Origin of the sequence: Corallibacter vietnamensis, from assembly GCF_039537875.1 — a bacterium.
Classification (GTDB): Bacteria; Bacteroidota; Bacteroidia; order Flavobacteriales; family Flavobacteriaceae; genus Corallibacter; species Corallibacter vietnamensis.
Genome location: NZ_BAABBI010000003.1, coordinates 52,506 through 67,057, shown reverse-complemented (window position 1 = coordinate 67,057; position 14,552 = coordinate 52,506). Strand labels below are relative to the sequence as shown.

Here is a 14,552-nt window from a genome sequence, read left to right as displayed (position 1 = left end):
TTATTTAAGTTAATCCGTTATATTTTCTTATGAACCATTCTAGAGTTAAGCTTAATAATATTAAGCCTAACAAATAAATCCAATCTATCAGTGGCACTGTACTTTTATTACTCTTTTGAATGGTTGTATATCTTGAGTCTGATAATAAATCTGTTATTAAAGCATCTGTATTATCTATAAAAAAAGCTTTTCCTTGACTATTAGTAGCTAAAGCTTGTAGGTTTGTTACATTTGCGTTTGCAAATTGCTTTTCTATATCATAGTTTATAATCTTAAAACTCCCTGATTTTGATATATTATCGTTTGTAGCTTTTACCGTAAAGTCATAGTCTCCAGATGGTAAATTGCTTAAATCTGCTTGATAATTATTATTTTTTAAGATAAGCGGAAATGTTGTAACTGCTTCTGTAAGTTTGTTTTTTACAGAAATATTTAATGTTTCTCTGGTATCAAATTCGTAATTTTTATTGAAATACTGTGCTTTAATGATAACCTGGTTACTACCTTCGTAAAATGACTCATAATCAAGATTCAATCTATCTCTACGTTTTTTTGACGCTAAATAAAGTACTAGTTTTCCTATTAAATTATCAAACTCTTGAAATGATTTTGTATTCAAGTAACTTTGAGAGCGCCATTTCCAAATATTTTCTCCAAAAAGTACTGCTTCTCGCCTATTGTTAACGTCTAAAGTAACCATCAAAGGCTTCTCTGTGGTGATGTTTCCTAATTTTTTATACAATATTGTTTGATAAGGCGTTGAGAATGTTACGTCACCAAAAGTAGAAAGTAACTGCGGAAACGACTCAAAATCTAAATCTGGTAAAACAAACGCACTATAATTTACATTAGATACACCTTGATAGTTTTCAGTTTGCGTAGTAATATCATGCTTATAGTTATTGCTGACACTATTTAAAAAATTCCAATCAGTTTTTGGTCCAGTAATTATAAATGAGCTTAAATTTTCACTATTAATTAACTCAAAAATAGACTTAAACTTATTGTTGGGCTGATACAATATAAATAGTTGAAAATCATTTGCTTGATTTTCAAAATTATTAGGGTTTAAAATTACAACTTCACGTTGCTCGTTACGTTCTATGCTTCGTTTTAAAACACCAATGTCTGGATGAGAAAAATCACTAATTAAAGCTACTTTTGTTTTTTCATCTATAACTTCTATTGCAAAATTTTTGACATTGTTAGTGGTATTTTTTTCATTTTCTAATACCGAGATAGAGGCTTGGTAAGAAAATACGCCTACTTGATTTGCTGGTAAATTATGCGCTTCAACTTTAGAGTTGTTATCTTTTGATAAATGAATAGTCTCTTTTACGATTGTTGCTGTTCCGCTAGTTATTTTAAACTCTGCTGTGATTGCCTTTTCTCCATTGTACACCAAAATAGTCTCAACTGGAAACTTATTTTTTAAATAGGCGTATTTATTCACATTAAGCTGCTGAATTTTTAGATCAGCATACTTTGTGGTGTCTCCTAAAATTACAGGATAAATTGGTTGTTTTAATTTATTTGCTGAAAACGTATAATCAGCACCATAGGTTTGGTTGCCATCTGTTAGTAATACAACTGGCGCTACAGTATGTTTATATACTTGAGATAAACCTGTAAAAACCTTATCTATATTGGTTTGTTTTTCATTAAAACTAAAAGAATCTATAGCATTAGCATTTAGTTCTTTTCCAAATGAAAAAACATCTACTTCAAACTTATCAGTAAGCTCCTTATTTACTTTTAATTCACTTACAAGCTGCGATAATTTTTCACTTTGATTTAAATAGTGCATTGAAGAAGAATTATCAACTACTAAAACCAAATTAGGTTTTTGATTAAATATATTAGTTTTTTCAATTTTAGGATTAATAATTAATAGTAGAATTGAAAAAAAAGTAATAAACCTTAATAAGATTAAAACAGGATAAGGCTTTGATTTCCGTTTTTTATAATACTGAAATAGCGCTAATGACAGCGCTATGATTCCAGATAATATGATATATAATAAAACGGTTGTTGCCATAAATTACGTTAGCATTCCTCCGTCAACATTAATAGTTTGTCCTGTAACGTAAGCACTCATATCACTTGCTAAAAACACGCATACATTTGCGATATCTTCAGGAGTACCGCCACGCTTTAAAGGAATAGCATCTCTCCAACCTTTTACAGTATTTTCATCTAGCTTTGCTGTCATTTCGGTTTCAATAAAACCAGGTGCAATCACGTTGCTTCTTATATTTCTTGAGCCTAATTCTAATGCCACTGATTTAGAAAAACCTATAATACCTGCTTTTGAAGCTGCATAATTAGTCTGTCCAGCATTTCCTTTGACACCTACAACAGAACTCATGTTAATGATTGAGCCTTGACGCTGTTTAAGCATAGTACGTTGAACAGCTTTGGTCATATTAAAAACAGATTTTAAGTTTACTTCTATAACTTTATCAAAATCCTCTTCACTAATACGCATTAAAAGGTTGTCTTTAGTAATTCCTGCATTGTTTATTAAAACATCTATACTACCAAACTCTTGTACTACGGCATCAGCTAATTCTTGAGCTTGAGCAAAATCAGCGGCATTGCTCTGGTACCCTTTAGCTTTTACACCTAAATCATTTAATTCTTTTTCTAATGCATTAGCTGCTTCAACTGAAGAGCTATAAGTAAAAGCAATGTTTGCACCTTGTTGCGCAAAAACTTCTGCAATACCTTTCCCTATACCACGACTTGCTCCTGTTATTATAGCGGTTTTTCCTTGTAATAATTTCATTTTATAAAAAATACGATTAGTTCTAATGTTTTTTATATCTATTGATATGATAAATCAAAGATAATAAATACAAGTTGCATCAAATAAAAAAACCTTACAAGATTTTGTAAGGTTTTTAACAGTTATACTGAATTTGTTTCAGTCTATATTTTAAGATTATTAACCAATAACTTCAGCTACTTTCTTACCAATTTCAGCAGGAGAATCTACAACGTGAATTCCGCAATCTCTCATGATAGCTTTTTTGGCTTGAGCTGTATCATCACTACCACCTACTATAGCCCCAGCATGTCCCATTGTACGTCCAGCAGGTGCTGTTTCACCAGCAATAAATCCTACAACTGGTTTTTTACTTCCGCTTTCTTTGTACCATTTAGCAGCATCAGCTTCTAACTGACCTCCTATTTCACCTATCATAACAACAGCTTCAGTTTCTGGATCGTTAATTAGTAATTCAACAGCTTCTTTAGTTGTTGTTCCTATGATAGGATCTCCACCAATACCAATAGCAGTTGTAATTCCAAGACCTTGTTTTACTACTTGGTCAGCAGCTTCGTAAGTTAAAGTACCTGATTTTGAAACGATACCTACTTTACCTTGCTTGAATACAAAACCTGGCATAATACCAACTTTAGCTTCACCTGGCGTTATAACTCCTGGACAGTTTGGCCCAATTAAACGACAATCTTTATCTTTAATGTAATCAGCAGCTTTAATCATATCAGCAACAGGAATACCTTCTGTAATTGTAATAATTACTTTAATTCCTGCATTAGCAGCTTCCATAATGGCATCAGCAGCAAATGCTGGTGGTACAAAAATAATAGTTGTATCAGCTCCAACTTGATCAACAGCATCTTGTACTGTATTAAAAACTGGTTTGTCTAAATGTGTTTGTCCTCCTTTTCCTGGAGTAACACCACCAACAACGTTGGTTCCGTATTCAATCATTTGACTTGCGTGAAATGTACCTTCACTTCCTGTAAATCCTTGAACAATTATTTTTGAATCTTTATTAACTAAAACGCTCATTTTTTGTTATTAATTTTTATTGTTTTATTAAACATGTCAAAAGTACATTTTTGACAGCTATTTATAAAGTGTTTTTAGATTTTTATTTCTGCAAAAGAGTTTATTTTTAAGGCATAGTCATCTGCAAGTTGACTTATCTCGTATCCTTTATAAAGTTTTCCTTCTTTTACTTCCCATATACTCATGTAATGAGCTAGGGCAATTTCTTCATCTTCGTTCTCTATAGTGTTGCCATAGGTTGTGTAACGTGTTGTTACAAGATTACCTTCTTGAAGTAAGTGACTTATTTCTGTTCTTATCTGCTTATAGGAACTTGATAAATCATTAAAAAACGTTTCTAGCTCTTTAAATCCTAACACTAAAAAACCTTTACTACTATTCCAGTGTAAGCAACAATCTTCATGAAAAAACGTGTTCAAATCACCTGTAATTTCTTCTATATTAGAATTATAATAGTTTTGAACAACGCCTTTAGAATCCATTTTTTATATGTTTTTCAGTTTTTTGATAATTTCAGGTATTCGCTTTATTGAAGCTAGTTCTTTTAGTTTTACTCTAGCTTCTTCTACAGGTGTACCAAAATATGTAGCATTACCTTTTATAGATTTGGTTACACCGGTTTGCCCTAAAACAATGGCCTTTTTACCTATGCGTATTCCACTAGTTGTACCTACTTGCCCCCAAATGGTTACTTCATCTTCAATAACACAACAACCAGCAATACCAACGTGAGATGCAATTAAGCATTTTTCACCTATAACTGTATCATGACCAACTTGAATATGATTATCTAACTTTGAACCATGACCTATTATAGTATCTCCTGTTACTCCTTTATCAATTGAACACAAAGCTCCTATATCTACATTATCTTTTACAACAACTCTTCCTCCAGAAAGTAATTGATCATATCCGCTTGGTCTGTTTTTATAATAAAAAGCATTAGCTCCTATTACTGTACCTGCATGTATAGTCACATTATCACCTATAACCGTGTCATCATATATACTTACATTTGAATGGATAACACAGTTATCCCCTATAATAACATTATTACCAATAAAAGTATTAGGTTGTATTATGGTGTTTTTTCCTATTGAAGCTGTTTCAGAAATTGTAACTGATGAAGACTTGAAAGGCTTAAAATACTGCGTAAGTTTATTAAAATCTCTAAAAGGATCATCACTTATTAATAATGCTTTACCTTCAGGACAAGAAACTTCTTTGTTAATTAATATTATTGTAGCAGCTGATTCTAAAGCTTTGTCATAATATTTAGGGTGGTCAACAAAAACAATATCACCTGGTTCAACAACATGAATTTCATTCATGCCTAAAACCTGAAAATTAGAATCTCCAACAAATTTACATTGTATTAAATTTGCTATTTGAGATAATGTATGTGGTTTTGGAAACTTCACTAGAATTATTCTTTAATACGCTCTTTGTAAGTTCCTTTTTCGGTTTCTATTTTTATTTTATCACCTTCATTAATAAAAAGAGGGACATTTACCTCTGCTCCAGTTTCTACAGTGGCTGGTTTTGTTGCATTAGTAGCTGTATTTCCTTTTACTCCTGGTTCAGTATGTGTTACTTCAAGTATTACACTTGCAGGCATTTCAACTGAAAGCGGCATATTATCTTCTGTATTAATAAGAATTGTTACAACTTCTCCTTCTTTCATTAAATCAGGACGGTCTAATGCTGCTTCTGATAAACGTATTTGTGTGTAATCTGCTTCGTTCATAAAATGATAAAACTCTCCATCATTGTATAAGTATTGAAATTTATGAGTTTCAACACGAACGTCTTCTATTTTATGCCCTGCAGAGAATGTGTTATCTACAACTTTTCCGGTAGTAACACTCTTTAATTTTGTTCTTACAAAGGCAGGACCTTTTCCTGGTTTTACGTGTAAAAACTCTATAATTTTATAAATGTCGTGATTGAATCTTATACACAATCCGTTTCTAATATCTGATGTATTTGCCATAATGTTAGTTTGATTTAAAATATCCTTTCATAATACCTCTTTGAGAATCTTTGATAAATTGTAGAATCTCGTCTCTTTCAGGAGTTGCTTCCATTTCTGCTTCTATAATTTCAGCAGCTTGAGTATTATTATAATTCTTTTGATATAATATTCTGAAAATATCTTGTATTTCTCTTATTTTTTCTGTTGAAAACCCTCTACGTCTTAAACCTACAGAATTTATACCTACATAAGAAAGCGGCTCTCTAGCTGCTTTTACAAATGGAGGAACGTCTTTTCTTACTAATGATCCACCTGTTACAAACGCATGGTTTCCTATTGAGCAAAATTGATGAACAGCTGTCATACCTGCTAAAACAACGTAATCTCCTACTGTAATATGACCTGCTAATGTACTATTGTTTGAAAAAATACAATTATTACCTACAATACAATCATGAGCAATATGGCAATATGCCATAATTAAACAGTTATTTCCAATAACGGTTTTCATTTTGTCTGTAGTTCCTCTGTTTATTGTAACACATTCTCTTATAGTAACATTGTCACCTATAATAGTAAGTGTGTCTTCGTCATTATATTTTAAATCTTGAGGTACTGCAGAAATAACAGCGCCTGGAAATATATTACAGTTTTTGCCTATTCTAGCACCTTCCATAATGGTTACGTTACTCCCTATCCAAGTTCCTTCTCCTATAACCACATTGTTGTGTATTGTTGTAAAAGGATCAATAACTACATTTTTTGCAATTTTTGCTCCTGGGTGAACGTATGCTAATGGTTGATTCATTTTGTTTTTTTATTTTAATATATCGGTAAAAATGCACGGGCTAAATGTTTTTTTGATGTGTAATTCAAGTAAAACAATAGCTTAACTCATTTTATTATTATTATTTTACTTTTGAAATTTGAGCCATAAGCTCTGCTTCTGCACAAAGTTTACCATTTGCATAGGCGTATCCTTGCATGTGGCATATACCACGACGTATTGGTGTTATTAAATCACACTTAAAAATTAAAGTGTCACCTGGAACTACTTTTTGTTTGAACTTGACATTGTCTATCTTCATGAAAAATGTTAGATAATTTTCAGGATCAGGAACTGTACTTAACACAAGTATTCCACCTGTTTGAGCCATAGCTTCAACAATTAAAACACCAGGCATTACAGGAGCCCCTGGGAAGTGACCTGCAAAAAACGGCTCATTCATAGTGACGTTTTTCATACCTATTACACCTGTATCTGTAAGCTCAAAAATTTTATCAATTAATAAAAAAGGCTGTCTGTGTGGTAACATGTTCATGATTTGATTTACATCCATTAAAGGCTCTTTATTCAAATCTACGATAGGCACATTATTTCGGCGTTCGTTCTTAATTAATTTAGACATCTTTTTTGCAAATTGTGTATTTACAAAATGTCCTGGTTTATTAGCTATAATTTTTCCTTTTAAAGGTGTTCTAATTAAAGCTAAATCTCCTATAACATCTAGAAGCTTGTGTCTTGCTGCTTCGTTTGGGTAATGCAGTGTTAAGTTATCTAAAATTCCATTAGGCTTAACAGTAATTTCATCTTTATTAAAAGCGACTTTAAGTTTTTCCATTGTTTCTTGAGACAGTTCTTTGTCTACGTATACAATGGCATTATTTAAATCTCCTCCTTTTATTAGTCCGTGCTCTAGTAAAGTTTCTATTTCATGTAAAAAACTAAATGTTCTAGAATCAGATATTTCTGATTTAAAATCAAGAATATGATTAAGCGTTGCATTTTGAGTTCCTAATACTTTTGTACCAAAATCTACCATAGTAGTGATTTGGTACTCTTTTGAAGGCATTACTAAAATTTCGCTACCTGTTTCTTCATCTGTATATGAGATAACATCAGTAACTTCATAAACTTCCCTAAAAGCATCTTGCTCTAAGATACCTGCTTTTTCAAGAGCTTCAACAAAAAATTTAGATGAGCCATCCATAATTGGAGGCTCTGAAGCGTCTAGTTCTAATATGGCATTATCTATATCTAAACCTACTAATGCTGCTAAAACATGCTCGCATGTTTGAATGGTTACCCCATTTTTTTCTAAACAAGTACCTCTTTGTGTATTAGTAACATAAGTAGCGTCTGCTTCTATTACTGGATTACCTTCTAGGTCTACACGTCTAAAAGCAAAACCAAAGTTTTCAGGAGCAGGCTTGAACGTAAGTGTTACTTCGTTACCTGTGTGTAAACCAACACCATTTAGCGATATTTCGCTTTTTATGGTTTTTTGTTTTGTATCCGTTCTAATTATTCCCATTTACTTTTTTTTCTAAATCATTTAAATTTTTTACAATTTTAGGCAGGTTTTTGAAATACACATAAGATTTGTTGTAATCACCATAACTTAATGCTGGTGAACCTTGAAGCACTTCATTATCTTTTATATTTCTACCTATTCCTGATTGTGCTTGTATTTTTACATTATTACCTATGGTTAAGTGCCCTACAATACCTACTTGACCTCCAATTTGGCAATTTTCACCTATTTTGGTAGATCCTGCAATTCCTGTTTGAGCAGCAATAACGGTGTTTTTACCTATCTCAACATTGTGAGCAATTTGTATTTGGTTGTCAAGTTTAACACCTTTTCTTATAATAGTTGAGCCCAATGTAGCTCGGTCTATTGTTGTGGCTGCACCAATATCAACATAGTCTTCAATAATAACATTACCTATTTGAGGTACTTTACTATATTCTCCACTCTCATTAGGTGCAAAACCAAAACCGTCAGCCCCAATAATAGCACCTGAATTAATAACACAATAATTACCAATAGTACATTCTGAATAAATTTTTGCTCCAGAAAAAACAATGGTATTATCTCCTATTACTACATTATCACCTATATAGGTGTTTGGAAATATTTTAACATTATTTCCTATAACAACATTGTCTCCTATGTAAGTGAAAGCTCCTACATAAATATTTTCTCCTAATGTTGCTGAATCTGATATGGAAGTTACGTTATCTATACCAACTTTGTTAAGCTTTACTTGATTGTAATACTCTAACAGTTTTGAAAAAGATTTATAGGCATCTTCTACTTTAATCAATGTTGTATTATTTAAAGTATTGTCTGGTATAAAACTCTTATTAACGATTGTAATAGAAGCTTCAGTTGTATAAATGTAAGATGTATATTTTGGATTGGCTAAAAAGGTTAAAGATCCTTTTGTACCTTCCTCTATTTTAGATAGTTTAGAAACTTCAACATCTGGATCACCAACAATGTCGCCTTCTAAAATTCCTGCTATTTGTTTTGCTGTAAAATTCATTAATGGCAAAAATAGAAAAAATGTATCACATTTTAACTTTTGGATAACATATAAAATATTTAAGCACAGGTTTTGATAGCGCTTTTAAATTTAGCTGATCTGAAGCCTTAACTATATTTTCTATTTTTCCAGATTTGTGCAACATATTTATTTGCGTTGATTCTAACTGATAAGCTTGGTTAAATATAGAACCTGTAAAAACAAAATATTCAGCTTCTCCACTGGTTATACCATAGGTGTTTATTAACTTTTCTAGATGTTTCTCCTTCAGCTTTTCTTTAATAGGTTTGTTTTTGATTTTAATTTTTAAAAGCTGCCTATTAATTATCATATCACATAAATTGCGAAGCACAAAATCTTCATGAGTTTGCCAAGATTTCATTGCTGATACAATATCATAATCATCAAGCATAGAAAATGTTTTTAAAACAGACTCATCAAAATTTGAAATAGAAATATCGTTTTCTAAAAAGAACTGAAGCGGTTTACTAGCTTCTAATGTATATCCTTGACTGGTTAATTCTTTAGCTCTTTGCAGGACTCTTGTAAGTAACTGTTCTGCAACCAAACTTGTTTTATGCAAGTATACTTGCCAGTACATTAAGCGCCTAGCAAGCAAAAACTTTTCTACACTATAAATACCTTTTTCTTCAACAACCAGCTCATCATTTACCACATTTAGCATAGTTATTAAACGCTCACTGTTAATGTTTCCTTCTGCTACTCCTGTATAAAAACTATCGCGTTTTAAATAATCTGCTCGATCCATGTCAAACTGGCTAGAAATCAACGAACATAAAAAAGGTCTGTGATATTCACCTTTAAATATATTGATAGCAAGCGTTAAACTTCCGTTAAATTCTTTATTTAAAGCCTCCATAAAAAGCATTGAAATTTCCTCATGTGAAACACCACTTACAATACTGTGTTCCATAGCATGAGAAAAAGGTCCATGCCCTATATCATGTAAAAGAATAGCAACATACAAAGCGTTTTCTTCTTCAGAAGACACATCAACACCCTTAAAACGAAGTACTTGAACTGCCTTTTGCATAAGATGCATACAACCTATAGCATGATGAAATCTAGTGTGATGAGCTCCTGGATAAACTAAATAAGACATTCCCATTTGAGAAATTCGCCTTAAACGCTGAAAGTATTTGTGCTCTATTAAATCAAAAATTAACGAATTAGGAATGGTAATAAATCCGTAAATTGGGTCGTTAAATATTTTAAGTTTGTTTTTTGTCTGCAAGCTTAATTATATTACATTAATTATAAACAAATATACATGAACAATATAAATATTCTTTGGGTTGACGATGAAATTGATTTATTAAAACCCCATATACTCTTTCTAGAGAAAAAAAACTACCAAGTAACAACCTGCAAAAGCGGTACTGAAGCTATTGAAGCACTTGATGAGAAAACGTTTGATATTGTGTTTCTTGATGAAAACATGCCTGGACTTACAGGTTTAGAAACACTTAATGAAATAAAAGCAAAGCGAGACACACTTCCTGTTGTAATGATTACCAAAAGTGAAGAAGAATATATTATGGAGGAAGCTATCGGTAATAAAATAGCCGATTACCTTATAAAGCCTGTAAATCCGAATCAAATTCTTTTAAGTTTAAAAAAGAATTTAGACAATTCACGTTTAGTATCAGAGAAAACAACCTCAAATTATCAACAAGAATTTAGAAAAATAGCTATGGATTTATCTATGGTAAATTCTTTTGAAGAGTGGGCATCATTATACCAAAAACTTATTTATTGGGAAATGCAATTAGAAGACATAGAAGACTCTGGAATGTTTGAAATTTTAGAATCTCAAAAAACCGAAGCAAACACCCAGTTTGGTAAATTTATAGACAAAAACTACCCTACTTGGTTTGAGCCTCACACAACAGCTCCAATAATGTCACATACGCTTTTTAAGGATAAAATTGTTCCTGAATTAAGCAAAGAGCAGCCAACACTTTTAGTTGTTATTGATAATTTACGTTATGACCAATGGAAAGCTTTTGAACCCATTGTAAATAATTATTATAAAAAAGACCTTGAAGAACCTTTTTTTAGCATTTTACCAACTGCTACTCAATACGCTAGAAACGCTATATTCTCTGGTTTAATGCCAAGCGATATGGAGCAAATGCATCCAGACTTGTGGAAAAATGACACTGATGAAGGTGGTAAAAATTTGCATGAAGCAGAGTTTCTTGAAGCGCAAATGAAACGTTTAGGTTTATCACATTTAAAGCATGAATACTACAAAGTAACAAACTTAAAAAACGGAAAAAAACTCGTAGATAATTTTAAAGGATTAAAAGAAAACGATCTTACCGTAGTTGTTTACAACTTTGTAGATATGCTCTCACACTCCAAAACAGAAATGGATGTTGTAAAAGAGTTAGCATCAAACGACAAAGCTTATCGATCTCTCACTTTAAGTTGGTTTAAAAACTCGCCACTTTTAGAAATGATACAGCAAGCACAACAACTTGGCTTTAAACTCATTCTTACAACAGATCACGGAACCATTAATGTAAAGAACCCTTCAAAAGTTATAGGAGATAAAGACACAAGCCTAAACCTGCGCTATAAAACAGGTAGAAGCTTAACATATGAAAACAAAGATGTTTTAGTTGCTAAAAACCCAAAAAGTATTCATTTACCAGCATTAACTATGAGTAGTTCATTCATTTTTGCTAAAAACGATTTGTTTTTTGCTTACCCAAATAACTACAATCACTATGTTAGCTATTACAGAAACACATATCAGCATGGAGGCGTATCTCTAGAAGAGATGATTATTCCTTTTATAGTATTGAGTCCCAAATAATTCCATGTAATGCAAATAAATCCGATGAAATACATTTTTAGTTAGTAATTTTAAATATAAATCATTATAATTGCATGATATTAATGAACAAGATGCAAAGAGATTACAACCTTCAAGATATAGAAGCTATAGCTCAAGCATTATTAGCTAATTTTAAAAGCAAGGTTATTTTGCTTTATGGAGAAATGGGTGTTGGAAAAACAACGCTTATTAGATCGCTGGCAAAACAACTAGGTTGTGAAGATGAAGTACAAAGCCCAACCTATTCTATTGTAAATGAATATGTTTTAAAGAATGATAAAATTTATCATTTTGATTTGTATCGCATTGAAAGTCTTGAAGAGGCATATAATTTTGGAATAGAAGAATATTTATATTCCGGAAGCTGGGTTATTATAGAATGGCCTGAAATTATAGAAAGTATAATTCCTGATGATTCTGAAAAAATAAGTATATCAGCTTCTAAAAATAATTATAGAAACATTAGATTGAACCATTAATAAACAATTAATTAAGAGCTAATTATAGAAAATAAGAACAAAAAAAACACCTGATTACGGAAAAACCGTAACTAAAAAACCGAAAACATCCTGTTTTAACATTTTTTTAACATTTCGGTCTTTTAACATACATACTTCTCATATACTTTTGGGGTATTAATTAATTAATCCCTTATAATTATGAAAACTAAAAAGTATGTAATTGCAATAGCAATATTTGGTGGAATGTTGTTCACAGCTCAAGCAACAAACCTAATTGACCTAGATGGACAACAAACAACAGAAATCGAAAAAAGAAGGATTAAAGTTCCAGGACAAGGCAGAGGTTAAGTCTTTAATCTTTGGGAGTATAATAGCAACATTAATATCTGCAACTCCCTTTTTATTTAACATTTACGAAAGTGTTCCAGACACAAAAGTCTGGAACACTTTTCTATTTACATATACTAGCGAATATTACGAAAGTGTATTTGTTTTAGCTTGGACACTTGCCAGTAAGACAATCCCATTATTTTTAATGATTATATGGTTCTTTACCTGTCGTCATTGGTGGTACCACTCTTTACTGGTTCCAATTGCTATGTTTATTTACCAAATAGTCATTATTCTTAATGATGATTTGTCTTTTGCAGATCAAAACGAACTGTTATATCTACTTCCTATAATGGCAATAGTTATTCCTTCCATTTATCTAATACGAGCACAAATGTTTAATAAAATAAACACAGTTGATAAGTCTATGGAAGAGCTTGAAGATGAGTTCAAAATTAAACCCACGTCATTATGGGGAAAAATCAAGCAGTATTTTTAAAAAGGTTTACAAATCATTCAAAAATTTATTCGTAATTTGACTTATTGAATTAACCAGTCAAAAAAATGTCTAAACCTTTATCTCCTTTCACCAAGCAACAGCTTATTCCACAAGAGGAAACACTTGAAATTTTAAAACATAAAAGTTCGTTATTTATAGGAATTCCTAAAGAAACTGCTTTTCAAGAAAAGCGAGTTTGCCTAACTCCCGATGCCGTTTCGGCATTAGTAGGTAACGGGCATCGCGTACTTATGGAGTCTGAAGCAGGAAAGGGCGCTAATTTTAGTGATAAAGATTATAGTGAAGCTGGAGCTGAAATAACAAAAGATACTGCAAAAGTTTATGCTTGTCCCATGATTCTAAAGGTAGAACCTCCTACTCTAGATCAAATTCAACTTATTAATCCGCAAGCCATTCTTATTTCTGCATTACAACTTAAAACTCAAAGTAAAAAATACTTTGAAACACTTGCGGCTAAACGTATTACAGCACTGGCTTTTGAGTTTATTAGAGATGAAGATGGTACATATCCAGCAGTTAGATCATTAAGTGAAATAGCAGGAACAGCCTCTGTTCTGATTGCTTCGGAGTTGTTAAGCAACGTAAATAATGGCAACGGGTTAATGTTTGGAAACATCAGTGGTGTACCTCCTGTTGAAGTTGTTATTTTAGGGGCTGGTACTGTTGGAGAATTTGCAGCCAGAAGTGCTATTGGGCTTGGTGCTAATGTCAAAGTTTTTGATAACTCTATAACAAAATTACGTTGTATACAAACCAATTTAGGACGCACAATTTTTACGTCAACATTACAACCTAAAAATTTATCAAAAGCATTAAAGCGCTGTGATGTTGCTATAGGCGCTGTTCGAGGCAAAAACAGAGCTCCTATTTTAGTAAACGACAGTATGGTGAGCAACATGAAAAAAGGTGCTGTTGTTATAGATGTCAGTATTGATATGGGAGGTTGCTTTGAAACCAGTGAAGTAACAACTCACAAGCATCCTACATTTATAAAGCATGGCGTTACACATTATTGCGTACCTAATATCCCTGCTAGATACTCTAGATCTGCCTCTATATCAATAAGTAATATATTTACGCCTTATTTATTAAAAATTGCTGATGATGGTGGATTAGAAAATTCTCTACGTTTTGACAAAGGTTTAAAAAATGGGTTGTATTTTTATCACGGAATTTTAACCAATAAATCTGTTGGTGAATGGTTCGATTTAAAGCATAGTGATATCAATTTACTTATTTTCTAATTC

14 protein-coding genes are annotated in these 14,552 nt (G+C 31.8%); 4 read left to right on the top strand and 10 right to left on the bottom strand.

The features are described from left to right. Positions 1-4: 4 nt before the first annotated feature. From ABD690_RS10785 to ABD690_RS10740, 10 genes are all read right to left on the bottom strand, one after another. The gene (locus ABD690_RS10785) at positions 5-2,038 is read right to left on the bottom strand and encodes a vWA domain-containing protein (RefSeq protein ID WP_344730427.1); all 2,034 of its coding nucleotides are present in this window, start codon (positions 2,036-2,038) and stop codon (positions 5-7) included. A gap of 3 nt (positions 2,039-2,041) precedes the next feature. Continuing rightward, on the bottom strand, positions 2,042-2,788 hold the full coding sequence (gene fabG / locus ABD690_RS10780) for a 3-oxoacyl-[acyl-carrier-protein] reductase (RefSeq protein WP_344730425.1): 747 nt from the start codon (positions 2,786-2,788) through the stop codon (positions 2,042-2,044). 159 nt (positions 2,789-2,947) lie between these two features. Next, positions 2,948-3,820 (bottom strand): succinate--CoA ligase subunit alpha, encoded by an 873-nt coding sequence (gene sucD, locus ABD690_RS10775; protein WP_344730423.1) that lies wholly within the window; start codon positions 3,818-3,820, stop codon positions 2,948-2,950. A 74-nt stretch (positions 3,821-3,894) separates the two neighbouring features. Then, positions 3,895-4,302: a nuclear transport factor 2 family protein gene (locus ABD690_RS10770; RefSeq protein ID WP_344730421.1), complete on the bottom strand. Its 408-nt coding sequence runs from the start codon at positions 4,300-4,302 to the stop codon at positions 3,895-3,897. 3 nt (positions 4,303-4,305) lie between these two features. Next, positions 4,306-5,241, bottom strand: coding sequence for a UDP-3-O-(3-hydroxymyristoyl)glucosamine N-acyltransferase (locus tag ABD690_RS10765; protein ID WP_344730419.1), 936 nt, complete (start codon positions 5,239-5,241; stop codon positions 4,306-4,308). Between the two features lie 5 nt (positions 5,242-5,246). Then, positions 5,247-5,813, bottom strand: coding sequence for an elongation factor P (gene efp, locus ABD690_RS10760; RefSeq protein ID WP_344730417.1), 567 nt, complete (start codon positions 5,811-5,813; stop codon positions 5,247-5,249). Between the two features lie 4 nt (positions 5,814-5,817). Continuing rightward, positions 5,818-6,603 (bottom strand): acyl-ACP--UDP-N-acetylglucosamine O-acyltransferase, encoded by a 786-nt coding sequence (lpxA, locus tag ABD690_RS10755; RefSeq protein ID WP_344730415.1) that lies wholly within the window; start codon positions 6,601-6,603, stop codon positions 5,818-5,820. A gap of 100 nt (positions 6,604-6,703) precedes the next feature. Further along, positions 6,704-8,110: a bifunctional UDP-3-O-[3-hydroxymyristoyl] N-acetylglucosamine deacetylase/3-hydroxyacyl-ACP dehydratase gene (locus ABD690_RS10750; RefSeq protein ID WP_344730413.1), complete on the bottom strand. Its 1,407-nt coding sequence runs from the start codon at positions 8,108-8,110 to the stop codon at positions 6,704-6,706. Beyond that, positions 8,097-9,128 (bottom strand): UDP-3-O-(3-hydroxymyristoyl)glucosamine N-acyltransferase, encoded by a 1,032-nt coding sequence (gene lpxD, locus ABD690_RS10745; protein ID WP_344730410.1) that lies wholly within the window; start codon positions 9,126-9,128, stop codon positions 8,097-8,099. The genes ABD690_RS10750 and lpxD overlap by 14 nt, the downstream gene beginning before the upstream one ends. Before the next feature lie 25 nt (positions 9,129-9,153). Next, positions 9,154-10,383: an HD domain-containing protein gene (locus ABD690_RS10740; RefSeq protein WP_344730408.1), complete on the bottom strand. Its 1,230-nt coding sequence runs from the start codon at positions 10,381-10,383 to the stop codon at positions 9,154-9,156. Positions 10,384-10,419: 36 nt separating this feature from the next. Here ABD690_RS10740 and porX point away from each other — a divergent pair, with 36 nt between their 5' ends. The 4 genes from porX (at position 10,420) to ABD690_RS10720 (ending at position 14,549) form a co-directional block, all read left to right on the top strand. Beyond that, positions 10,420-11,973 (top strand): T9SS response regulator signal transducer PorX, encoded by a 1,554-nt coding sequence (porX, locus tag ABD690_RS10735; RefSeq protein WP_344730406.1) that lies wholly within the window; start codon positions 10,420-10,422, stop codon positions 11,971-11,973. A 92-nt stretch (positions 11,974-12,065) separates the two neighbouring features. Further along, entirely contained in the window at positions 12,066-12,473 is a 408-nt protein-coding gene (gene tsaE / locus ABD690_RS10730; protein WP_344730404.1) for a tRNA (adenosine(37)-N6)-threonylcarbamoyltransferase complex ATPase subunit type 1 TsaE, read from the top strand. A 265-nt stretch (positions 12,474-12,738) separates the two neighbouring features. Then, positions 12,739-13,284, top strand: coding sequence for a hypothetical protein (locus tag ABD690_RS10725; RefSeq protein WP_344730402.1), 546 nt, complete (start codon positions 12,739-12,741; stop codon positions 13,282-13,284). 65 nt (positions 13,285-13,349) lie between these two features. Further along, positions 13,350-14,549, top strand: a complete 1,200-nt coding sequence (locus ABD690_RS10720; RefSeq protein WP_344730400.1) for an alanine dehydrogenase — start codon at positions 13,350-13,352, stop codon at positions 14,547-14,549. Positions 14,550-14,552: the final 3 nt, after the last annotated feature.

Excerpts from the sequence above, each read along its gene's own strand:
- ABD690_RS10750 (WP_344730413.1), bottom strand. The coding sequence starts at position 8,110 with ATGGGAATAATTAGAACGGATACAAAACAAAAAACCATAAAAAGCGAA.
- tsaE (WP_344730404.1), top strand. The coding sequence starts at position 12,066 with ATGCAAAGAGATTACAACCTTCAAGATATAGAAGCTATAGCTCAAGCA.
- efp (WP_344730417.1), bottom strand. The coding sequence starts at position 5,813 with ATGGCAAATACATCAGATATTAGAAACGGATTGTGTATAAGATTCAAT.
- ABD690_RS10720 (WP_344730400.1), top strand. The coding sequence starts at position 13,350 with ATGTCTAAACCTTTATCTCCTTTCACCAAGCAACAGCTTATTCCACAA.
- ABD690_RS10770 (WP_344730421.1), bottom strand. The coding sequence starts at position 4,302 with ATGGATTCTAAAGGCGTTGTTCAAAACTATTATAATTCTAATATAGAA.
- sucD (WP_344730423.1), bottom strand. The coding sequence starts at position 3,820 with ATGAGCGTTTTAGTTAATAAAGATTCAAAAATAATTGTTCAAGGATTT.
- porX (WP_344730406.1), top strand. The coding sequence starts at position 10,420 with ATGAACAATATAAATATTCTTTGGGTTGACGATGAAATTGATTTATTA.
- fabG (WP_344730425.1), bottom strand. The coding sequence starts at position 2,788 with ATGAAATTATTACAAGGAAAAACCGCTATAATAACAGGAGCAAGTCGT.
- lpxD (WP_344730410.1), bottom strand. The coding sequence starts at position 9,128 with ATGAATTTTACAGCAAAACAAATAGCAGGAATTTTAGAAGGCGACATT.
- ABD690_RS10785 (WP_344730427.1), bottom strand. The coding sequence starts at position 2,038 with ATGGCAACAACCGTTTTATTATATATCATATTATCTGGAATCATAGCG.
- ABD690_RS10725 (WP_344730402.1), top strand. The coding sequence starts at position 12,739 with ATGGACAACAAACAACAGAAATCGAAAAAAGAAGGATTAAAGTTCCAG.
- lpxA (WP_344730415.1), bottom strand. The coding sequence starts at position 6,603 with ATGAATCAACCATTAGCATACGTTCACCCAGGAGCAAAAATTGCAAAA.